The sequence below is a fragment of the Acinetobacter sp. GW821-FHT01C12 genome (assembly GCF_059422625.1).
The window spans coordinates 83859-106266 of sequence record NZ_JBWKXD010000008.1 but is presented as its reverse complement, the minus strand read 5'-3'; the positions used below and the strand labels follow the sequence as shown (position 1 = coordinate 106266).

General features: G+C 38.4%; 18 protein-coding genes. 14 read left to right on the top strand and 4 right to left on the bottom strand.

The window, feature by feature from the left end:
- Nucleotides 1-21: 21 nt before the first annotated feature.
- Nucleotides 22-2241 carry an Ig-like domain-containing protein gene (locus AC07WY_RS16440; RefSeq protein WP_494736745.1) on the bottom strand — a complete coding sequence of 740 codons (2220 nt, stop codon included), beginning with the start codon at nucleotides 2239-2241 and terminating at the stop codon, nucleotides 22-24.
- 312 nt (nucleotides 2242-2553) lie between these two features.
- On the bottom strand, nucleotides 2554-3387 hold the full coding sequence (locus AC07WY_RS16435) for a type 1 glutamine amidotransferase domain-containing protein (protein WP_494736744.1): 834 nt from the start codon (nucleotides 3385-3387) through the stop codon (nucleotides 2554-2556).
- A gap of 466 nt (nucleotides 3388-3853) precedes the next feature.
- Here AC07WY_RS16435 and AC07WY_RS16430 point away from each other — a divergent pair, with 466 nt between their 5' ends.
- Nucleotides 3854-4822 (top strand): acetoacetate decarboxylase, encoded by a 969-nt coding sequence (locus AC07WY_RS16430; protein ID WP_410004175.1) that lies wholly within the window; start codon nucleotides 3854-3856, stop codon nucleotides 4820-4822.
- A 177-nt stretch (nucleotides 4823-4999) separates the two neighbouring features.
- Here the strand turns inward: AC07WY_RS16430 and proP are convergent, their stop codons facing one another.
- Nucleotides 5000-6481, bottom strand: a complete 1482-nt coding sequence (gene proP / locus AC07WY_RS16425) for a glycine betaine/L-proline transporter ProP (RefSeq protein WP_004722280.1) — start codon at nucleotides 6479-6481, stop codon at nucleotides 5000-5002.
- Between the two features lie 460 nt (nucleotides 6482-6941).
- Nucleotides 6942-7376, bottom strand: coding sequence for a hypothetical protein (locus AC07WY_RS16420; RefSeq protein WP_262085348.1), 435 nt, complete (start codon nucleotides 7374-7376; stop codon nucleotides 6942-6944).
- Nucleotides 7377-7581: 205 nt separating this feature from the next.
- Between AC07WY_RS16420 and AC07WY_RS16415 the strand changes: the two genes are divergently transcribed.
- The 13 genes from AC07WY_RS16415 to AC07WY_RS16355 all read left to right on the top strand — a co-directional run bounded on the left by AC07WY_RS16415 (nucleotide 7582) and on the right by AC07WY_RS16355 (nucleotide 22407).
- Complete coding sequence (locus tag AC07WY_RS16415; protein WP_034615920.1) at nucleotides 7582-8196, top strand: MarC family protein; 615 nt, start codon at nucleotides 7582-7584, stop codon at nucleotides 8194-8196.
- Between the two features lie 284 nt (nucleotides 8197-8480).
- Entirely contained in the window at nucleotides 8481-10685 is a 2205-nt protein-coding gene (locus AC07WY_RS16410; RefSeq protein ID WP_494736743.1) for a TonB-dependent siderophore receptor, read from the top strand.
- A 294-nt stretch (nucleotides 10686-10979) separates the two neighbouring features.
- On the top strand, nucleotides 10980-11681 hold the full coding sequence (locus tag AC07WY_RS16405; RefSeq protein WP_494736742.1) for a TetR/AcrR family transcriptional regulator: 702 nt from the start codon (nucleotides 10980-10982) through the stop codon (nucleotides 11679-11681).
- Nucleotides 11682-12301: 620 nt separating this feature from the next.
- A complete protein-coding gene (locus AC07WY_RS16400) occupies nucleotides 12302-13567 on the top strand; it encodes an alpha/beta fold hydrolase (protein WP_494736741.1) in 1266 nt (421 codons plus the stop codon).
- A gap of 31 nt (nucleotides 13568-13598) precedes the next feature.
- The gene (locus AC07WY_RS16395; RefSeq protein ID WP_494736740.1) at nucleotides 13599-14486 is read left to right on the top strand and encodes a VOC family protein; all 888 of its coding nucleotides are present in this window, start codon (nucleotides 13599-13601) and stop codon (nucleotides 14484-14486) included.
- A gap of 49 nt (nucleotides 14487-14535) precedes the next feature.
- Nucleotides 14536-16227: an AMP-binding protein gene (locus AC07WY_RS16390; RefSeq protein WP_494736739.1), complete on the top strand. Its 1692-nt coding sequence runs from the start codon at nucleotides 14536-14538 to the stop codon at nucleotides 16225-16227.
- A complete protein-coding gene (locus tag AC07WY_RS16385) occupies nucleotides 16217-16681 on the top strand; it encodes an acyl-CoA thioesterase (protein WP_494736738.1) in 465 nt (154 codons plus the stop codon). Before AC07WY_RS16390 ends, AC07WY_RS16385 begins: the two co-directional genes overlap by 11 nt.
- Nucleotides 16682-16692: 11 nt before the next feature.
- Complete coding sequence (locus AC07WY_RS16380) at nucleotides 16693-17838, top strand: FAD-dependent monooxygenase (RefSeq protein ID WP_494736737.1); 1146 nt, start codon at nucleotides 16693-16695, stop codon at nucleotides 17836-17838.
- 15 nt (nucleotides 17839-17853) lie between these two features.
- Nucleotides 17854-18609 (top strand): maleate cis-trans isomerase family protein, encoded by a 756-nt coding sequence (locus AC07WY_RS16375; protein WP_494736736.1) that lies wholly within the window; start codon nucleotides 17854-17856, stop codon nucleotides 18607-18609.
- Between the two features lie 151 nt (nucleotides 18610-18760).
- The gene (locus tag AC07WY_RS16370; RefSeq protein ID WP_494736735.1) at nucleotides 18761-19516 is read left to right on the top strand and encodes an MFS transporter; all 756 of its coding nucleotides are present in this window, start codon (nucleotides 18761-18763) and stop codon (nucleotides 19514-19516) included.
- A 35-nt stretch (nucleotides 19517-19551) separates the two neighbouring features.
- Nucleotides 19552-20112, top strand: coding sequence for an MFS transporter (locus tag AC07WY_RS16365; protein WP_494736734.1), 561 nt, complete (start codon nucleotides 19552-19554; stop codon nucleotides 20110-20112).
- A 74-nt stretch (nucleotides 20113-20186) separates the two neighbouring features.
- Nucleotides 20187-21419: a DcaP family trimeric outer membrane transporter gene (locus AC07WY_RS16360; protein WP_494736733.1), complete on the top strand. Its 1233-nt coding sequence runs from the start codon at nucleotides 20187-20189 to the stop codon at nucleotides 21417-21419.
- Nucleotides 21420-21804: 385 nt separating this feature from the next.
- Nucleotides 21805-22407: a TetR/AcrR family transcriptional regulator gene (locus tag AC07WY_RS16355; RefSeq protein WP_096733492.1), complete on the top strand. Its 603-nt coding sequence runs from the start codon at nucleotides 21805-21807 to the stop codon at nucleotides 22405-22407.
- Nucleotide 22408: the final 1 nt, after the last annotated feature.

Below are 22408 nucleotides of genomic sequence, written 5' to 3'. Positions count from 1 at the left end.
ATTGAATAAGCTATGTATAGATTAGTCAGTGATCCAAGAACCATTAATATGATTAACTTTTTTCAATGATTTTTCTTTTTCTGAGAAGCCACTAGTCAGTATAGGAACACCAGCATGACTACCTGTCATATGCAAGCCAAATAGACCACCAATCCCAGCCAAAGTGTTATTACCTGAAGCGTCGGCTGTGACATTGGTAATTCCACCCTCTAGATCCTTGATGTTACCCATGAGTTTGCCCGTGGTGGCATTGACAATGCTACCGACTGTGTCAGCTGTATCCGTTGCCTGATTGGCGCGTTTATTCCATAACAATACATTGCCTTCATAAACACCATTGGCACGGAATGCAGTGCGTTCAAAGTACATGCGGCCAAACGTTGGGGTGACGCTGGTTTTGCTGGCTGTTGGCGCATTGAGTGGTAATTTATAAACGTTATAAACACGGGTTTCTGTGGCAGTTGGATTGGTCTCATTGACATAGACATAATCACCTACGGCCACCGCAGGTACCCGCATTGAAGTAAAGTATGGAATATCCTGATCAATGACAGCATTATCCAATGCTGTTTTTGTGGTTGTGGTTGCTGTATTTAACCAGCCTTGTTGATAGTTGAGGTTCATCTTGTCTTTAGATGGCTTGGCCGCTTCGACAAATAAATAGCCATTTTTGACCGCAGTTAGGTTCAGATTATATGACAAAGCCACATTGCCTGAATTATTGGCTAAATCCGTACCAGTGCCATTATCATAAATTTTGCTTGCGCTGGTGCCTGTTAATTTAAGAATCTCGGCATTTTTATAGACATAGACTTCACGAAATACTTGATGGGTGAACACGGCATTTTGTGTATCAAGGTTATAATTAATCAATAAATAACCAGTATTACCTTCTGCTAAATTATCGACTACATTTGGCATGTTAAAGAAATTACTAAAGATACCTGCGCCACCATGTCCGCCACCAAATTTAATTTGATGATGTTCAGGATTATAATTGGCAGGATATTCGGCACCTGTTACATTCACTATACTTTTTGCAGCCTTATCATAAGCATAAAGTGTTTTTACACCTTCTTTTGCCAAATAAATATGGGTGTCATTTTGTGCTAAGAAGTAGTATTGACCTGTTCCTCCACCAATATCAGTACAGGTGATTAAATCAACGGTACAGCTTTGTAAACGCGCAGCTTCATTACTTGCGGTTGGGTAGCTTCCTTTAACATAGGCAGCACTATAGTTGACCAATACCGAATCAGTTTTACCTGTCGTGTTATTGACAACCGGCTTAATGGTACGACCTTGTGTTACTTTGCCATCTGATAAACGTACAGTGATGTAGGCATTTTTAATATTGTCAGACAGTTCGCCTCTAAAAATATCAGGTAGTTTGGCAAACGTACGCAATTGCACATAGGAATTGTCAATATCTGTTTCATTGAGATACATGGTTTGTGTATCACCAATCGCGGTCATTCCTGCAGCTGTTAATGCAGCTGGTAATGATGTTTTACTAAAAATGGTGGCTTGACTGTTTGGATTGCTTGCATCAAAACGTTTCAGAATATTGTCGGTATAGAATGTATATTCAGTTGCTGTTGTTGTACCAGCTGGTGTGTAAGTTCGTTTTTCTTTAGATGCATTTGGGTCAAGGAAAATACCATATTCACGCTTTTTATAAACCGTTTTATCGCCATCTTTTGCAGCACTCATCACAAAGACACGATTACCTAAAATCACGTTGTTGATACTGCTGTAAGAGTCCTGTTTGTCATTATTAGGGTCATAACGGACAATTTGAGAGTTACCAGTATCTGGGTTGGTGACTTTGTAGAATTGATAATCAAACACCGATTCAACTTGAGTATTAATCGTAATGCTCAGATCTGTGCTAAGTGAACCATCACTGACACTTACTACAAGTGTATCTGCACCGACCACATTGCCTGCAATATAAGTGATCACACCTGTTTTACTGTCAATGCTTGCAGTGCCTAATTTTGGCGCTGTTTTAATGCTATAGGTAAGCGCGTTGTTTTCAGCATCTTTTGCCGTTACGCTAATTTTTTTACTGTCTAAGGTTTGTATGGTCACTGGGCTGATTGCATCAATTGTGGGTGCAGTATTGCTCGGCTTGCTGTCTCCACCACCACTACCACCGCCACCACAACCAGCAAGAATGGTACAGATTGAACTCGCAATCAGGGTTTTATGACCTATTTTCATTTTAGATAACAACATTGCTTTATCCTTTGCTTGATAAAAAAATGGACAATCATCGTGGCTAGAAAGGACAATGCTTTGTTGGCTATATGATAATGATAATTATTTACATTAAAATACTAATCTAATACAAAAACAGAGTCAACATAATAAATCTGTTTAGCATATTGATATTTATTGTGAATTGTTGAAATGTCTTTTAATTAGATTCGTATGGTGCAAATTTTTTAAGCGTGGAAAATTTTTATTGCCGTCATACAAGTACTTTAAGATGAGGCGATATTTTGCAAGCCTTCACTCACAAAATATGCCCAATTTAGCTAATTTAAATTATTGTATAGTCACTAATTTTTTGACTACTTCTTCGCCTACTTCACGTGGTGATTGAGGATTTTGACCTGTAATAATACGGTCATCGACAATGACATAAGAGGTAAATGGAAAAAATCCTTGAGAATATTTTGCACCTTTTGATTTCAACTGATTTTCAAGAAAAAAGGGCACTTGTTTTTTCATCCCTGAAAGCGATTCTTCACGATTTGAAAATCCTGTCACTTTACGGTTTGCAATGAGCGCTTTGCCTTGTTCATCTTTTAGGGAAAGTATACCTGCCACACCATGACATACCGCAGATACCACACCACCTTGACGATAAATTTGTTCAGCTAGTGCGGTTAATTCAGAATTATTTGGAAAGTCCCACATCACGCCATGACCACCAGTAAAATAAATTGCTTTATAGTCAGACGCTTTTACCTCACTTGGCTGTAAGGTGTTATTTAACCGCGACATAAATGCAGGATCGGCTAAATAAGCGCGTGCTTGTTTATCCATATAGATCCATTTTTGACTACGCTCATCCAGTGGCACTGGACCCCCTTTAGGGCTAATAAAATCCATTTGGTAACCCGCTTTATGCGCAACGTCATAGAAATGTGTGAGCTCAGTTACCCATAGCCCTGTAGTATCTTCACGTGAAGGGTATTTGTCATGATTGGTCATCACAACCAATATTTTTCCTTTAGATCCTGACGAAGATGGGTTCGAAATTGATTTTGAACTGCTGTTATCATTCGCAGATGCAAAAGGCACTGAAAATAATGCTGCTAAAATAACCAATAACTGTTGAATTATACGATGCTTAATAACCCAAGTATTTGTCATCATGATTTCCTGTGAGTTGTTTCATGGTGAGTATAAGGTTGAAGTAAGCTTTAAGGTAAAGCCTGTTTTTTAATCTTTTGTCTATTTTAGATGAATGGCATTTTACCCATAAAGTGCTGACTCTGGGCATCATTCAGCATTTGCTTTTATTAGATCTTTTGCAAGTGCGATCAAATCTATATTCATCATTTTAAATTTGAGTTGCGGTTTTTTGTGCATGAATTTTAATCACAATTCAATTTGAATTAAAAAACAAATAACCCTATTGACCTTAAAGTCCACTTTAAACATAGCATGAACTCAATGCTGAATTAGAGTGAAAGCGATGTTGAAATTTTTTAATTTAAATCGAACAACGCAAACACTTTTTATGGGTTTTGCATTCGCACATTCTGCTTTTGCAGCAAATGATCTTACACCAAACAATCAGCTCAGTAACATCTCACATTCACAAGAGTATACAGCGATGCAAAATATAAATACTGTAACGACCAATCGAGTTAATGCAAAGCATCCAACCACTCAATATCCAAATGCAAAAGCGTTTGTAGAGGTTGAATTTGGACCGCATAAGGTACAGGTTCCTAAAGGTGGTTTTTATGACCGATTCCATATGCAACCAAATTTAGATGAGGTCGCAAAAGAATCTGGTGTTGGCAATATAGATTTCTTTAGAAAGATTCCTAAGCAACTGGTTGAAACACGTATAGGTCAAGTGTGGTCGCCAAACTATTATTATAAAACCAGCAATGTTCAACTGTTGATGCTTGCACCATTAGATAAGTTAACAGCAAAGTTGCCTGCTAAAGTTGAACCCTTAAGCCCAATACCTGGCTATGGATTGGTCTCACTTACTTTTTTTGCCTATGATGTCTGTGATAACGATCCTTATGATGAAGTATCTGTTGCTGTTGTGGTTCGCAGTCCTCATGCAAAAGGCGCCAATATTTCAGAGTTAATCAAATCTGCACGTACACGCGATTATTATGGTTATGTCCTTGCGCTTCCTGTCGATACTGAAATTGCACGTGTACGTGGTGTTTACGGTTATGATTTACCCAAGTGGCTCACTGCAATTGATTTAAAAATAGCTGATCAGGTCCAAGCGCATTTGTATGATACTCAAGGCAATCTCGACATCAGCCTCTCTGCGCCAACACCAAAACTTAAAACTGTAAAAAATCAATCACAGCAAGAAAAGAAAACCATGCTGAATCAGGTTGATGGTATTTGGTATCGTTCATACGTTCAGTCAAATAACCAAAAATTTGCTCAAAAATTATTTCCAAAACATGTTGAGTTAAATCGTTATGGTGGCCCAGTCAGTCAATTATTGGATCAACTCGGTGCTAAAAAAATCTTACGAATGGATGTGATCAAAGATGCTCAGTTGGCACTACATATGCCAACACCGATTGCTGAATGGAATAAATAAGTAGAACAATACTTATGTCATAAAACGCTCAATCAATTTCATTGGGCACTTTAATATTCTCGTGACATCTATATCATCCACTCCAGCATCCTTATGTTTTACCTGCTACAAAGAATAATCAATCTAAGCTTGAGGCTTATCCAACACAATTCTATTGAATAAGCCCATGTAAAATCATTAATCAATATCAGGATGCTGCTTGGCGAGATGATCACGCTTTTCTTGCAACTCTTCGATTTTTTGATCAATTTTTTCGATTTTTTGCTCAATATTTCCATGATATTGTTCGAGAAGTTCTTCAGCCTCTTCTGTATCAACAGCCATTGGTTTTGCACCTTTGAGCGGTAAGTTGGCTGTTTCTTTAAGATAAATCGCAGTAATCACCCCAAAGCAACCACAAATCACCAGATAATAGGCAGGCACCATAATATTCTGAGTGGTTTCAACCAATGCTGCTGTGATGGTCGGGGTTAAACCTGCAATTACCACAGAAATATTAAACGCGATTGCAAGTGCACTATAACGAATTTCAGTTGGAAACAATGCGGGTAGGGTAGAAGCCATTATTCCAATCAACATATTCAGTGAAAGTGCCAACATCAACAGACCCAAGAAAATTAAGTAAACATTGTTTGTGGCAAGCAATATAAAGGCAGGGTATGACAAGACAATCAGGGCAATGCTGCCTGCAAAGACAAATGGGCGACGGCCAATTTTGTCACTGAGCATACCTACAAACGGCTGTACAAAGAGCATTCCAACCATTACGGCAATAATAATCAGAACGCCGTGATTTTCTGAATAGCCTAAGTTATGTGAGAAATAACTTGGTAAATAGGTGAGTAGCATGTAGTAGGTGACATTGGTACATAGTACGAGTCCAACACAAACCAGTAGACTGCGTTTATGTTCACGGAAAATTTGTTTAAAACCGACTTTTTGCGGTTTTTTCGATTGTGACTGTTCTTCAGCATGTGCCTGAAAGGTTGGTGTCTCATCTAAAGAGTGACGTAAATATAAGCCAATCAGTCCCAGCGGTAGCGCTAAATAAAAAGGAATACGCCAGCCCCAATCGACAAAGGCAGCTTCGCCCATGGAAAAGCTGATCATTGAAACGACGCCCGCACCAACAACAAAACCTAAAATCGAACCAAAATCCAGCCAGCTTCCCATGAAACCGCGCTTTCGATCTGGAGAATATTCCGCTACAAATATTGCTGCTCCAGCATATTCACCTCCGACCGAAAAGCCTTGAGCAATTTTTACAATGAGCAGCAAAATAGGGGCCCAAATCCCTATACTTTCATAAGATGGAATCAAACCAATACCAAAGGTACTGACCGACATGATAATAATGGTGATGGCCAGAATTTTTTGACGACCGTATTTATCGCCTAAATGCCCGAAAAATAATCCACCCAAAGGTCGAAATATAAAGGGTATAGAAAAGGTGGCAAGGGCCGCAATCATTTGTATACTGGGTGATGAATTGGGGAAAAAGACTTTACCTAATACATAAGCGACATAGCCATACACACCAAAATCAAACCATTCGATGGCATTCCCTAAAGCTGCGGCTTTAATGGCTTTTTTAGTCTTATCATAATCAATAATTTCGACATCATCGATTTCAAGTGGTTTGATTTTTCTTTTATACATAAATGGCTTAATCCTAATGAATGACAGTGTTAAAAAACCTCTTTAAAACACAATCAAAAAAATTCATCATGAGCAGAAATGATTAAAAAATATAACGCTAGGTTACATTTAAGATTTCAATGTCATAGAATTTTAATAAATATCAATTGATTATAATTTTAGTTTTTTTGTGAATTTTATGTGTTGGGTAATCATGAACAAAATGTATGAGATCTGATGCAATTATGTAATAAGTTTAACGTATATAAATCAATCAAAAGGCTTGAGAATAACAGTTGTGTCTCCTGTAGCTAAATTTGTTTTAACCATACTTAAAAATAAATTGAATGATTAAAAATTTTGAGATTAAAGAAGAAGTGTAGGGATGATGACTAAAGCAATGGATAGGCATTGATCCTCACAATTCAGCAAAACACATCAAAAAATTATTTCACATAAAACTTCTACTTATACAGTCGAATTATAAAAAATCCGGATTTTTGACAACCTGTAATAGCTGAGGATTATCGATTGGAATTGAGAATATCACTCCATTGGTACTTTGAACAAAAACAATATGGTCTTTAATAATCGTCTTACAAAAAGGGTTACTATTCTCCAAAAACAAAAACCACACTAACTCATTTTTTAAAAACAGACCGACCACACCATCCCCACCAAAACTACCCTCACCATATCTTATCTGATAGTCTGCATAACTAATCTGCCCCATATAATCAAAATCAATAAGATCCGCTTTCTTCACTTCGTCATCAAAGAAATTTAATTTCCTTACGATATCCACAGTTGCGTTATTCTTGTTTCTATAATCGAGAACAAATATTTCTCCATTGTGCAGAAAAATTCCATTTATAAATGGACATTGAAAATTATTGAATATCTCTATTCGTTTCATATATGCAAGTCCTTGACTCGTTGCTGAACCCCGTTTGTGTAAGTCCTGATTATATTTTTTGTAAAAATAAGCGACTGAATCTTAATAAAATTTACAATTTTAATGATTAGTTAGACAAAGTATCCCCTTGTTGAGAAGTACAATTTTAGCAAAGTAAGCCCTTTTTTTGATTTTGTTTCCTGATTTTGTTTTATGGAAAGCCATTATGTTTTCAAATTATATCCATCCATTTGTTTTGTTTTTCTCATTACTCAATCCGTTTTTAATGAGTATCTATATGATCGGGATGATTCGCCATACTGAAACCCATGTATTCAATAAAGGTTTAGCCCAAGGTGCCTTGATTGCTTATGTGGTTTTTATGCTTTTTGCATGGGGTGGTGAAGCCATTTTTAGTACTTATTTAAATGTTCGTTTTGAGTCATTTCAGATTTTTGGCGGATTAATATTCTTAGTGATTGGCTATCGCTTTGTATTTCAAGGCGCAGATACCATTGGAGAAATGAGAGGAACACCTGCGCATTTGGCCAGTACCATGGCGATGCCATTTATGATTGGCCCTGGCACAATCAGTGCGGCTGTCGTAACAGGAGCGAGTATGTCTTTACTCGAATCCGCTGTGCTGATTGCTTTTACCTTATTTATTAGCTGTGGCATTTTAATGATCATGAAGTATGGGCATGACCATTTACGTTATAGCCATGCAAAATATATTGATCGCTATTTTGATATTGTTGGACGTTTATCTGCCTTGTTAATCGGCACAATTGCAATTGATATGATCGCAACTGGGGTTATTGGTTTGCTTGAAAAGTATTAATAATAATTTGTTTATATTCATTTTTTGAGGTAATTATCAAATAAATATGGTGACATGATTTACGCTGAGGTGAGGGATACACATCAGGCCATGTTAAAGTTTATTCAGTAATATCATCGAGAAATCTTCGTCTTAGCCTTTCAGATTGAAAGGCTTTTCATTTCATAGCTTTGTTTAACAAAACGAATTTGAATTAGAAAATAATGGAGGAATGTAGAGATATATGTTGTTTTTATGTGAAATATAACGATAATGATTTTTATTTAGATTAAGAGTTTTGTTTCGTGAATAAATGGATTTCTCAAAATCGAATCTTTGCTAAAAGTGCAATTTATCTTGCACTTTATAGTTGTTGGATTGGGACAGCTTATGCTGCGACAGAAGCAACAACAGAACAAACAAATGCTTTACCCATGATCGTTGTCACAGCAGAAAACAATTCAGAAAATAACTACACTAAAAAGAATGCCAGTACATCGACTAAACTCGATTTGAGTATAAAAGAAACCCCACAATCGGTTTCAGTGATTACCCGCAAACAAATCGAAGATATGGGTGCGACAAATTTGGGTGATGCACTTTTAAATACAACAGGGATTTTGCTAACAGGGGATAATACGGAGAGGACCAACTTTTCTATCCGAGGCTTTAATGTTGGAGATGGCTGGAATTCAAATATATTGCAATATGATGGTGTTGCTGTAAATGCAAGTAATGTCACCTCTTCTAAACCAGATATGGCAACAATTGAAAGTATTGAAGTATTACGAGGGGCAGCAGGGTTAATGCAAGGTTCAGGAGAACCGTCTGGTGCAATTAATCTTATTCGTAAAAAGCCAACAGAAGTTTTTCAGGCGAGTGGCGCTGTCAGTTATGGTTCATGGAACACTGTACGTGGAGAAATGGATATGTCTGGTCCATTAAATCAATCTGGAAGTGTGCGTGGTCGTTTAGTGGTGGCAGGTCAAGATGGTGATTCATTTATGAAATCTGTTACTCGTGATTCTAATGTTTTGTATGGAATCGTGAGCAGTGATTTAACTGAAAATACGCTATTGAATATTGGATATTCACGCCAAGGTGAACATGCTGTTCCCGTCAATACAATTCCTAACTATTTCAATGGAACCAAAATAGGCATCGATAATTCCAACTGTGGTTGTGATTACAGAGATTTTTGGGATAAAACCAATACACAAGCTTTCTTAGATATAAGCCATAAATTTAATAATGGATGGGAAGTAAAAGCCAGCTATATGAAGGCAAACTATGCCATGGATATGGCATTTACTTCATTGAGCGTAGCTCCAAAAACCACAAGTGCTGATAATGCTTTAGCAACTGTTTATAAGTACGGATATAACTATGAGCAAAAATTAGATATTTATGATTTTTTTGCAAAAGGGACATATCAATTATTCGGTCGTGAGCATGACTTGGTATTTGGTGCAAATCACAGTAAAAGTAATATTACTGGGGCTTGGACAAGTTGGGACCAAGTGCTTGAAGATTATAGTTTAGTTGGCGGAGGTGAAACACCGACACGTGACTATTTATACGTCAATATTAAAAATTACAGTCCTTATCAGTTACCTTATATCGCACCACGTTATCAAAATACCAGCGCTGATCAGGTACGCCAGACAGGATACTACCTCACCACTCGTTTAAATATTATTGATCCGTTCAAAGTTATTGCAGGTGTGCGCCAAAGCAATTATGAAAGTGTCAATGAATATAAGAAATCAAATATTTTAACACCATACTTTGGGCTTACTTACGATATCAATGAGGCATTGACTGCATACGCGAGTTATACCGATACCTTTGTTGTGCAAAATGTCAAAGATCGTAATGAGACATTACTTGATCCAGTACAGGGTAATGTTTATGAAATTGGGTTAAAAGCAGGGCTTTGGGATGATCGTTTAATTGCATCAGTTGCAGGATTTAAAACCAACCAAATTAATCGCTCAATACGAGATGAAAGCACCAAAGGCCAATGCCCATTTAACGGTGGTGAGGCTTATTGTAATGTTGCATCGGGTGAGGTGATCAGTAAAGGGATTGAAACTGAGATTCGTGGTGAAATTATACCCAACCTTAACTTGAGTTTTGGCTACACATACAATACTACGGAATATGCGAACGACCCTACAAATCAAGGTTTGGTTTTTAATGAGGATACGCCTGAACATATTGCACGTTTATTTGCGACCTATAAATTTGCTAATAATTTAATCCTAGGCGGTGGTGCAAATTATCAAAGTACTTGGAAAGTGGGTCGCTATAGCGAACATCCTTATAGTCAGCCTGGATATACGATTGCTAACTTGGTGGCGAGCTATCCACTAAGTGATAAAGTGAATATTGCATTAAATATCAATAATATTTTTGACAAAGAATATTATTCACAAATTTATAGTGATGGAACTATTCGCTTTGGTAATCCTCGAAATGCGACGCTCACCTTACGCGCAAAATTTTAAATCAATCGAAGGATGGCTGATATTTTCAGCCATTTTCAGGACAAGACACAATTATTAAAACTTATTTTAATGTTCGTTTAGCGTTTTTTTAGATTTTAGCTGGATGAATTTTCTTGGTCATTGGCTATCGTTTTATACTTTAAAGAGCGAATACAATTGAAGGGATAAGCGCAATGCCTACACCTTTGGCGAGTACTAGGGTTATGCCTTTTATGCTTAAAGTAAAAATTAACACAAATAACGAAATATAAGTAAACTACAATTCTAATAATTGATCAGGTTTCACGTAGTTTTATGTTCGATAAGCCAAAACCGATGAAGAGCCGTCATAATGGACGTAATGAAATGCAAAGAGAATCTATTTTAAAAGCAGCATCTAAGTTGTTTATCGAAAAAGGATTCGGTGGTACCAGTATGCATGATATTGCTGAATTACTAGCTGTTACACGTCCTGCAATTTATTACTATTTTCCAAATAAAGAATCAATTCTAGAAGCACTGACGGATGAAATTACGCGTGAAGCAAGTAATCTAACCAAGAATATCTTAGATCGGAATGATCTCGCACCAGAAGAATTACTTCGAGAGCTTATTATCAAACATGCGATGTTAATACTCACCCATCCTATACAGTTTAGAGTGGTAGAACGTAGTGAGAGTAGTTTATCTGAAAAGGGTAGAGCGACTGCTGAAATTTCAAGAAAATCAGTGCTATCAAATTTTGTACATGTGATTAAAATGGGGATAAATGCGGGGGTTTTCCAAGTAGCAAATGCTCATATGGCTGCTTTTTCAATGATTGGTATGTGTAATTGGACGGCATGGTGGTTTGAAGGCGATGCTCAAGAAGCCAGTCAAATCGCACAGCAAATTGCAGAATTGGCACTTCGTTCAGTGTTAAAGCAACAACAATCAGAATTTCGTTCGACTTCTCCACGAGAGAGTTTGCAAATTCTTAGAGATCAATTAGATATTTTAGAGAGCCAATTGCCATAAATATAGAACGTTAATTTTGATGAAAATTTAGTGAGATATTGATTTCACTCTATAATTTTTACTTTATAGAATAAAAAGATACGGTTCATATTCAAAACTGCAGAAGTCGGTGATTTGTCGGTTTTTCTAGGTTGTATAGAGCTTAGATAGCGCTCATTTTACCTATAATTCTGTGTGTTTTATCGAGCCCATATAATTGAGCTTCACAAAACAAATTTAAAAAAATTCAAAAAAACAAAACTCACTTTTACGAGAGAAAGGATTCAGGCTTAAATGATTTCTTGCAATAAATACTGATAGAACTAAGAAAATATTGCCTCAATAAGATCTATCTCTCTTAGATATAAAAACTTAAGAATTTTTTAAATTTAACCATTTTATATTTTTATTTTTTATAAATTTACAGATATGTAAAAATTTTTACAGTAATAAAATAGGCGTCTAATATTTTTATAAAAATTATAATCTATTGTTTTTACTATTTTATTTTTCAAATTTCTTTGTCAATTTAATGCTTGGTTCTGTGATATTTCTAGCTATTTTACTATTATGTAAAATATTTGACATATATGTCAGTTTGTTCTAGATTAAATCAATACAGGAATGTAGGTAAGCGATTCATGATGAATTCAACAAAAAGTACCGTACAAGCGATTGCTGGATTTTTAAATACGGATTGGAATCCAAGAGATATCCCTACGGGTACAGTGACGCGTAATGTGGTATTGCGCACAGCAGACCAAGCCGCTACAGGTGGTTCGTTATATATGCCAGCACAAGGAACTGATACGGTTGTTTGTATTATGCATCCACGTGAATTTATGGCGTGTCACTATTTAATCCCAGATGTTGTTGAGGCGGGTTATGCTGCATGGTCGCAGTTTCCACGCTCTGTCGGCAATGATTTACGTCTTGAACATGAATTGGCATTACACGATGTCGCTGCTGGATTGCATTTTTTAAAGGAACAAGGATTTCAGCGAATTATCTTGTTAGGAAACTCTGGTGGTGTTGGGCTATTTTCTTTTTATGTTCAACAGTCTAGTTTGTCCCCAGAACAAAGAATTAAGCATACGCCAGGAGGGCGACCTACAAAACTTGAACAACTCGATATGCCGACAGTAGATGGTTTAATTTTTGTCGGTCCTCATCCAGGTCAAGGCGCATTACTTTTAAATTGTATTGATCCATCGGTTATTGATGAAAACAATGCTTTGCTTGTCGATCCATCTTTGGACCCGCTCAATCCAGAGAATGGTTATAAAGGAAAACAAAATACCCATTATCGTGCTGAATTTATTGCACGCTATCGTGCTGCACAAAAAGCACGGGTCGCCCGTTTAGATGCGTATGCTCATGAATTAATTAACCGCCGACTTGAAGCTCGTAAGCGAGTCAAAATAGCAGGAACATCAGCAACGATAGAAGATCGCCGATTAGCTGCACATACTCCGATTTTTAATGTGTGGCGTACAGATGCCGATTTACGTTGTTTTGATCTGTCACTTGATCCATCTTTGCGTAAATTTGGGTCTTTGTGGGGAAGCGATCCATTTACTTCAAATTATGGTGCTGTGGGTTTTGCTCGGCAATGTACCCCTGAAAGCTGGCTGTCTACATGGTCAGGTTTATCTTCCAATGCAACCTTAGAAAAAACCATTTCCTCCCTGCATCAACCGATTTTGGTGATTGAATATACAGGTGATCAAGCTTGCTTTCCCGAAGAAGTTCAGCACGTTTTTCAAGCCCTACCGACACAAGATAAACAACATTTATGTATTGCAGGAGATCATCACGGTCGTGCCTTAAATCCCGAAGATGAACCTGGGCGTTTGGAAGCAGGACGGCAGATTGCTGTTTGGCTTAAGCGTACTTTTCCAAATTGATATTCAACGAGACACGTTGAGGAGTTTTATGATGAAAACCGCTTCTCCATCAAAATTGGTGCTTTGTGGTGTAGACCATACTGCTAGACCGACATGGAAGTTAAAAGAAACGGTCGAGTTTTATCGAGATATTTTAGGCTTGCCCCTCATTCATGTGATTTCAGCCCGAGGCTGGGGACCTGCTACACATCCAGATTTTTTACACTTTTTCTTTGATAGTGGTCATGGCAGCACGATTGCATTTTTCTACTATCTTGGTAGTGACGCACCAGAACAAATGCAGGGCAGAGACAATGCTGCACCATTACCCGAAGATCATGTGTTTGATGCAACGCATACGGCTTGGTTAGTAGAAAACCCAGATGAATTAAAAGCATGGAAACAACATCTGGAATCTAGAGGTTTAACGGTTTCTGCTGAAACCACACATGAAGTGATTGAGTCAATTTATGTGCGTGATCCAAATGGTTACTTCATTGAGTTTACGCGTAAATTAAGACCACTGGTTCAAGTGGATGCTGATGATGCTGCACTGACTTTAGCAGCCGCAATTGCTGCGGAGGAAGAAGCCAAGTTGCGTGGACAACGCATCACTAAGATTGACCAGATATGGCATAAAAAGGGCATGTTTATTGAACAGGTACCTCAAGCAAAGCTTGAGATTTATGTACCAAAAGTTGAGGAGTTTTCTGCCTTGGTACGCAGTGCTGAAACGCAAGCAGGTTGTACCGTCAGCTCAGATCATCCTGTCTATCACATTATTCGATCCAATGCGCCTATTGAGTTTCGCCGCAAAGCGTTGGGATTAAAACCCGCTGTTTGGTGGGGGCTATTTACAGGTGGTATCCATGGTCGTATCGAAAGTTATGATCGAGATCAAGTCCGTTTAGTACCAGCCATGGAGTCACTCAAATTGTGAGTTAACCGTTTAGATCAGGAAAAGATCGCATAAAAATAGGGAGAACAAGATGAGTAGGATACTCAACCCAATACAAGGTGTTATTTATCATCCAGCTGAAAATGCTAAAAAATGGATTGAAAGTGGTGCGTGGATTAATGACACGCTTGGAAATTCACTAAGGAAAATTGCACAACGTTATCCAGATAAATTGGCCTTTATCAGTGATGAGCGCAATTTAACTTTTCAGGAACTGGATCATCTGACAGAAAGATTGGGCGCAGCATTACTCAATCATGGCTTGGAAACAGGGGATCGGGCAATTTTTCAGCTGGGGACGAATATTGAGACCATTCTGGTTTTAGTCGCCTGTTTTAAAACAGGCATTATCCCCGTGTGCTCTTTACCTCAGCATCGTGAAGTTGAAATTCGACAATTGGTAGAGAAAAGTGCGGCAAAGGCTTACTTCGTACAAGCTGATTTTAGTCCTAATTTTGATTTGGTGGCATTTGCCCAATCTATGCTGGAGCAATCGGAAAGTCTTGAAAAGTTGATTGTGATTCGTGGACAAGACGAGGGTTTGACTCATCTCAATGATCTGATTGCCACAATAGATTTAGAAACAGCAAAACTAAAGATGCAAGATGTGCAGCTAGGTGCAGAAGATGTACTCAGTTTTCAGTTATCAGGCGGTACAACAGGCATTCCAAAAATTATTCCACGTTTTCATGCTGAATATCAGGGCCATAGTTTAGGTTGGATGCGTACCTATGGGATTGATACAGACAGTAGGGTGATTTGGTCTTTACCGATTGTACATAATGCTGGAACAATTTATGCCTTGGTATCGGTGATTAGCTTTGGTATTTCAGCGGTCATTATGCCAAAGGTCGATATTAAACGTATGTTGCAACTGATTGAAATACATAAAGTTACCCATGCGCTTTCGATTGGTCCAATTGCACCACAGCTGATGGCATATCAAGCCATTCAACAACATGATTTATCTTCTTTAAAGCTGTTTTGTACCATGTGCCGTGCCGATATGTTAGAGCAGCATTTAGGGGTGCCGTGTTCCAATTTATATGGCATTACTGAAGGATTGTTATTGGGCTCGGGTGCTGAGGCGCCTATATTTCAAAGACATCATTCCCAAGGTGTTTCGGGTTGCCCTGAAGATGAATTTTGTCTACTCGATCCTGAATCAGAACAACAAGTCAAATTGGGTGAAATGGGCGAATTATGTTTTAAAGGACCTGCCACGTTACCTGGTTTTTACAATGCATCTGATATTAATGCCAGTGCTTTTACCCAAGCGGGTTTTTATCGTACCGGTGACATGATGACTGCGCATCAAATAGAGGGTGGTGTCATTTGTTATACCTTTGAAGGTCGGTTACGTGACAATGTCAATCGAGGTGGTGAAAAGATTGGCTGTGAGGAGGTGGAGGCATTCATCTGTAAACACCCATCAGTTGCCGACGCTAAATTAGTGGCAATGCCTGATCCAATATATGGTGAAAAGGGCTGCATTTTTATTATTGCGAATCTCAATTGTACTGTGCCAAACGTCGCAGCGTTGGCAGCATTTCTGATTGATCAGGGGCTTGCCAAATATAAGTGCCCTGAGCGTATTGAAATCATAGCTGAATTTCCTCTGACCAATGTTGGTAAGCTGAATAAGCCTGAACTAAAACGGATCATCACCGAAAAATTACATGAAGAGCAGGCCAGAGCGAGAGGTGCCTATGATGCAATGTAATGAACAGGTGATCAGTACGCTGCCAGTGGTGATTCGTCGCCGTGTACGGTGGTTGGAATGTGATCCAGCCGGTGTGGTTTTTACAGGTGTATTTTCAGACTATGTGGTTTCGGCTGCGGAATGGTTTTATGAAATTTTACTGGGTGAATACTCGCAAAAGGCAAAGTCAGCACATGGTTTTGGAACCCCAACTCGAGGATTGAGCTTTGATTTTAAGCGTTCATTAAAACCAGATGAAATCTTTGATCTGACCGTTATGGTTGAAGAGATTCATAGCCGTACTTATGTTTTGAATATTACAGGGCGGACTTTAGATCAAAATATAATTTTTATTTCAAAACTTACACCTGTCTGTATTGCTGTTGATGAGCGGCGTTCGATTGATATCCCATCTACATTTCGTTTGGCTTTAGAACATTATCAAAGTCAGTGTTTATTCCAAAATTTGGCGTAGGAAATCCAGTTATGAAAATTGCAGTGATCGGAGCTGGCCCAGCGGGATTATATTTCTCATTATTGGCTAAAAAGAATAATCCTCAGCATGAAATTACCGTCTATGAGCAAAACCGCCGTGGTGCAACTTATGGTTGGGGCGTGGTGTTTTCTGATATTGGCTTGGCCTTTTTAGAAGATGCTGATCCGGAATTTTTTAAAGAATTCACAGATCATCATGAATGCTGTGACTATATGGAAATCGTACATCAAGACAGTCGCGTACAAGTACATGGCAATCATTTTTCCCGTACTTCACGAATTGATATGTTAAATACATTGAATGCTGCATGTGAAGCGATTGGTATTGAGATTCAGTATGAACATCAAATGCTAGATATCGAAACTTTATCTCAACAGGTTGATCTCGTGGTTGCAGCAGATGGTGGCAATAGTGCGATTCGTAAACAATATCAAGCCCACTTTCAGCCACAATTTGAACTACGTCGTAATAAATTTGTCTGGTATGGCACTCGGCAACGTTTCCATCCCGTATCGCTGATTTTCCGTCCATATCATGATGCTGGTGTCTTTATTGCGCATGCTTATCAATATAGTTCAGAACTGAGTACGTTCTTGGTTGAAGTTGACCCAGAAACATGGAAAGCCTGCGGTTTGGACCAAATGAATGAAGATGAAAGTCGAGATTTCTGTGCCAAAGTTTTTGCGCGTGATTTAGGCGGCAATGAATTACTTACGAACCGTTCCTTATGGTTTGAAGCCAATATTGTTAAGAATCAGTGTTGGACATATAAAAATATTGTATTGCTTGGCGATGCGTTAAGAACTGTTCATTTTTCTTTGGGATCTGGCACACGTATGGCGATGCAAGATGCAATTGCATTACATGAAGCGATCGTCAAGACTCCAGATGATCTTGTCTTAGCTTTTCAACTGTTTGAACAGCAACGTCGTCATGCCTCTTCCTCGTTTCAGACAGCCGCAGCTAAAAGTCTTGACTGGTATGAAAATGTTGCGACTCGGTTAGATTTAGATCCGATCAGTTTTACTTATGACTATATGCGCCGTACAGGCAAAGTCAGCCATCAGGATTTAAAGCAACGCGATCCACAGTTTATTGCAGCATACGAACGTCTGCATCCAGATTTTAATGATTGATAAAAGGATTTAGAAATGAGCAAGACAAATTATCGGATAGGACAAATCGTCCCTAGTTCGAATACCACGATGGAAACTGAAATTCCAGCGATGTTCCGTATGAGAGAAGAATTCTATCCAGATGAAAAATTTACTTTTCACTCCAGCCGTATGCGGATGCACCGAGTGACCAAAGAAGAACTGCTTGTAATGAATGCAGAAAGTTTACGTTGTGCCGCAGAGCTTGCAGATGCGCGTGTGGATGTGATGAGTACAGCATGTTTGGTGGCCATTATGGCAATGGGTGCAGGCTACCATCGGGAAACTGAAAAAGCCTTAACAGAAGTTGTTCGGGCAAACCATTGTTTAGCCCCAGTAATGACTTCGGCTGGAGCATTGGTCGATGGTTTAAAAAAATTGGGCGCAAAGAAAGTGTCATTAATGGCACCTTATATGCGACCTTTAACTGATCTGGTGGTGCAATATATCGAGCATGAAGGAATTGAAGTGATTGATTCTATTTGCTTTGAGATCCCAGATAATTTGGAGGTGGGGCGACGTGATCCGATGTTGTTATTAGAAGATGTTAAGCATTTAAATACACAAGGTGCTGATGTGGTGATCGCTTCGGCATGTGTACAAATGCCATCCTTAGCTGTGATTCAGAAAATTGAAGACATGCTAGGGATACCAACCCTATCAACTGCTGTATGTACAGTACGAAAAATGATGGATGAATTAGGAATTGTGCCTGTTGTTCCACATGCAGGTGCATTGTTGGCTAAAGGCTAAATGATCATTGTGTTGATCAAAATATAAGGCTTTGAAATATAAAAAGTACTATTGAAAACAATAGTGCTTAGGGATGCTTTTATTTTAAAGATTTATACCACTGTCTGGGAAGACGGCATGCAATAACGATAAAAAATACAAGGAGAGATAGATGAATATCATCAATATAACGGACTTAATAGACCAAAGTAAGCTGACCAAGCATCAGATATGGGTGTTGCTGTTATGCGCTTTATGTATGGTCGTTGATGGCTTTGATGTACAAGCAATGGGCTATGTTGCCCCTGCAATTATCCAAGATTGGGGAATTGCAAAAGCAGATTTAGGTTCAGTTTTTGGTGCTGGACTGATTGGGATGGCATTTGGTGCATTATTTCTTGCCCCTTTTGCCGATAAGTTCGGGCGTCGACCTGTATTAATTGGCGCTATGTTTGCCTTATCCGTATGTATGGCAGTCACCATGATGGCTGAGTCCGTTCAAGCATTGGTGAGTTACCGCTTTATAACGGGGATTTGTATGGGGGCGATCATTCCGAATTGTGTCACTTTAGCAGGAGAATATAGCCCAACTCGTTTCCGCGTCACCCTGATGATGATTATTTCTTCAGGTTTTATTCTTGGCGGTGTTTTGGGGGGCGTACTTGCTGCTGCCATTATTCCAATTTGGGGATGGCATTCGATCTTTTTAACAGGCGCAATTGCTCCATTGATCCTCGCCGTAAGTATGTTGCTTAAGTTGCCAGAATCATTGCCTTTTTTAACCCTGAAAAATCGTAAACCTGATGTGTTGAAAACTTGGGCGACTCGTTTGGGCTATGTTGAACCCGCTGGCACTGAGAGCAAATTTGTTGTGAGGGAATCGGCGAAGAGGGTGCACCTATTGCCCAACTATTTAAGGACAATTTAGCACTTGGGACACTCATGCTATGGGTGGTCAATTTTATGAATTTATTAGCTGCTTATTTCTTGGCAAATTGGCTCCCTGTGTTGATGACTGAAGCGGGTCATGCGGGTTCAAAAGCAGTGTTGGCAGGGGCTGTATTTTGGATAGGAGGTCTACTGGGCAATTTGATTTTAGGTTGGTTTGTTGATCGTCGTGGTTTTGGTTGGACATTGAGTTTGACTTTTATCGGTGCTGCGATAGCCATTGCCATGATTGGGCAGTCAGCGACAACACTGTCTATGGCATTTTTAGTGATAGGAGCAGCAGGTTTCTGTATACTCGGAGCACAAACTGCATTGAATGCATTAGGTGCAGTGTTTTACCCAACTTCAGTCCGCTCAACAGGAATTGGTTGGGCATTGGGTGTTGGGCGGCTAGGGTCAATTTTAGGTCCTGTATTGGGTGCCGAATTGATTCGTCTCAATTGGCCAACGCCAAATCTATTTTTAACAGTGACCATACCTGTAATTTTGGCATTAATTGCAATCCTCGTTTTTTGGAAGTTTGGCAATTTACCCACCGCTGCCAGCCAAAGTGCAGCTACTTATAAAAAAATATAGATTTGAAATAATTTCAATGTCTTAAAGATGTTGGAGTTGATCAAATTTATGAATAAATCAAGAAGGGAATTCTTATGAAAACAATATATTTCTTTATTAAAAATCTGCTATGGGCAAGTAGCGCAATATTAATGTTATCGCCAGCGTATGCGACAACCAGTAATAGCAAGGAGGGACAAAATAGTGAAAAAAATCCTGCCAATATTGAGCCACAAACGAATATTGATAAAGCAATATTGCCAAGCAAAATCAATCTTTTAAAATCAGGAACTGAACTTAATTTATATGGTTTGATTCGTTTGGATGCAACCTATCAATCGGCTGGTTCAGATACGATGTTTAATAATATCAATGTTGTACCAATTGAAAATACACCAGAAGCTCGTCAACAAGAAAATCGCTTTAAATCAACATCGAGTGTAACTCGGATTGGTTTAGATTTTAAAACACCAACAGACATAGGCGCGGTGGGCGGTAAAATTGAAATGGATTTTGTCGGTGGTGCGACTCGAGATCAGTTTCGTATTCGCCATGCTTATTTAACTTTTGACAAATGGTTAATTGGGCAAGCATGGTCAACCTTCGTTTCACCCATAGAGTTTATGCCTGAAACAGTGGATGCACTGGGTTATGTGGGAGGAGCGTTATTACGAACACCATTGCTTCGTTATAGTGATCGTTTAGGTACTGAGACGACCTATGCCGTCAGTATCGAGGATCAAAAATATATGGGACATACCGAGCCCGATGCTAAAATTCGTTTACCTGCGCTGGCTGCTCGTATAAACCATCAGTTTGCAGATAAAGCAGGGGTAATTTCAGCGAGAACTTTTGTTGCAGAGAAGAAAACCAATGCCGATGACAATATGGCTTGGGGGCTTGGCTTAGGTGTTCAATATCAGTTTACTGAGAAAAATATGTTGAAGGGTGACTATTACCATGTAAAAGGTGATGGACGTTATGTACTTTGGTCAAATAATGGTTATGCCATCGATGGCAATCAAAAAATGCATAGTAATGAATTTGATAGCATTACCTTTGGTTTAACACATACCTTTACCCCACAACTGCGTTCTACAATTGGTTATGGTTATATGCTTGCAAAAGATAATAATGAGTTTGCACGTTTAAACTATGAAAACTCAACTCAGAATAAATCTTTATGGCAAGGATGGATAAACACAATGTATAAGCCATATACACCTGTTACTTTAGGGATTGAATATGTATATGGTGAACGCGAAACCTTTAATGGAAAAAAAGGTGAAGATAACCGTTTAAACATCATGGCAAGTTATAATTTTTAATCTAAACGTGTCATTAGAATTAAATAGGTCATCTGCTCAGGAGCGCCTATTTAATTCATTTTAATATTGATTGGATAAATACGTTCAACAGAAGCTATTATCAAATGATCAGAAAATATAAAAATATTAGGTTTTTCTTAAATTTACAGAATTACAGCATTGTTTTTTAATAACTTTTAATTTTTTAAAGCTCAGTTTATTTTGTATAAAACACGACTTAGCCTTATCCCATCCAAATCCATGATTTAGAATTAAATGTATTCAGCTTTATCCAACAATCTCTCATTCTAGCGCTAAAAAGCACTTAAAACCGCAGCAAATTTTCTGAATTAAATTTTTTATAAATTTATAGACGACTGGTCTATTATTGATTTATAGTGTGTACATGAAACGATCAGATAAAAGTGAAGCGACTCGCCAACATATCTTAAATACCAGTTTTAAGCTGGTATTACATAAAGGTTTTGTTGGAGTCGGCTTACAGGAAATTTTAACGACTTGCGGTGTACCCAAAGGTTCGTTCTATTATTACTTCGCTTCCAAAGAAGCATTTGGTTGTGCACTTTTACAGCAATATCTTGCTGATTATAAAGTGAAAATCGATCAATTGATTCTACAAGAAGAGCGGAGTGCATATGCGCGTTTAGTTGCGCTTTGGCAAGCATGGATTGATGATCCATGTCATAACGATGGTGGCTGGGCTGAGAATTGTCTGATTGTAAAACTTGCCGCAGAGGTCTCTGACTTATCGGAAGATATGCGTCAGATTTTAAATTTTGGTGTAACCAAGCTGACAGAACGCATTGCAAATTTACTTAGTGACGGGCAACAGGATGGCTCAATTCCACAACATATTGAGCCTGAGAAAATGGCACAAACCATGTATCAACTCTGGTTAGGCGCAGCTTTATTGGCGAAACTAGCACAGAACAAACAGCCACTTTATCTGGCTTTAGAAACCACACAGCAATTACTAAAACCTATATAGG

Coding starts and splice junctions, on each gene's coding strand:
- AC07WY_RS16440 (WP_494736745.1), bottom strand. CDS start 2,241: ATGTTGTTATCTAAAATGAAAATAGGTCATAAAACCCTGATTGCGAGT.
- AC07WY_RS16435 (WP_494736744.1), bottom strand. CDS start 3,387: ATGACAAATACTTGGGTTATTAAGCATCGTATAATTCAACAGTTATTG.
- AC07WY_RS16430 (WP_410004175.1), top strand. CDS start 3,854: ATGCAAAATATAAATACTGTAACGACCAATCGAGTTAATGCAAAGCAT.
- proP (WP_004722280.1), bottom strand. CDS start 6,481: ATGTATAAAAGAAAAATCAAACCACTTGAAATCGATGATGTCGAAATT.
- AC07WY_RS16420 (WP_262085348.1), bottom strand. CDS start 7,376: ATGAAACGAATAGAGATATTCAATAATTTTCAATGTCCATTTATAAAT.
- AC07WY_RS16415 (WP_034615920.1), top strand. CDS start 7,582: ATGTTTTCAAATTATATCCATCCATTTGTTTTGTTTTTCTCATTACTC.
- AC07WY_RS16405 (WP_494736742.1), top strand. CDS start 10,980: ATGTTCGATAAGCCAAAACCGATGAAGAGCCGTCATAATGGACGTAAT.
- AC07WY_RS16400 (WP_494736741.1), top strand. CDS start 12,302: ATGATGAATTCAACAAAAAGTACCGTACAAGCGATTGCTGGATTTTTA.
- AC07WY_RS16395 (WP_494736740.1), top strand. CDS start 13,599: ATGAAAACCGCTTCTCCATCAAAATTGGTGCTTTGTGGTGTAGACCAT.
- AC07WY_RS16390 (WP_494736739.1), top strand. CDS start 14,536: ATGAGTAGGATACTCAACCCAATACAAGGTGTTATTTATCATCCAGCT.
- AC07WY_RS16385 (WP_494736738.1), top strand. CDS start 16,217: ATGCAATGTAATGAACAGGTGATCAGTACGCTGCCAGTGGTGATTCGT.
- AC07WY_RS16380 (WP_494736737.1), top strand. CDS start 16,693: ATGAAAATTGCAGTGATCGGAGCTGGCCCAGCGGGATTATATTTCTCA.
- AC07WY_RS16375 (WP_494736736.1), top strand. CDS start 17,854: ATGAGCAAGACAAATTATCGGATAGGACAAATCGTCCCTAGTTCGAAT.
- AC07WY_RS16370 (WP_494736735.1), top strand. CDS start 18,761: ATGAATATCATCAATATAACGGACTTAATAGACCAAAGTAAGCTGACC.
- AC07WY_RS16365 (WP_494736734.1), top strand. CDS start 19,552: ATGAATTTATTAGCTGCTTATTTCTTGGCAAATTGGCTCCCTGTGTTG.
- AC07WY_RS16360 (WP_494736733.1), top strand. CDS start 20,187: ATGAAAACAATATATTTCTTTATTAAAAATCTGCTATGGGCAAGTAGC.
- AC07WY_RS16355 (WP_096733492.1), top strand. CDS start 21,805: ATGAAACGATCAGATAAAAGTGAAGCGACTCGCCAACATATCTTAAAT.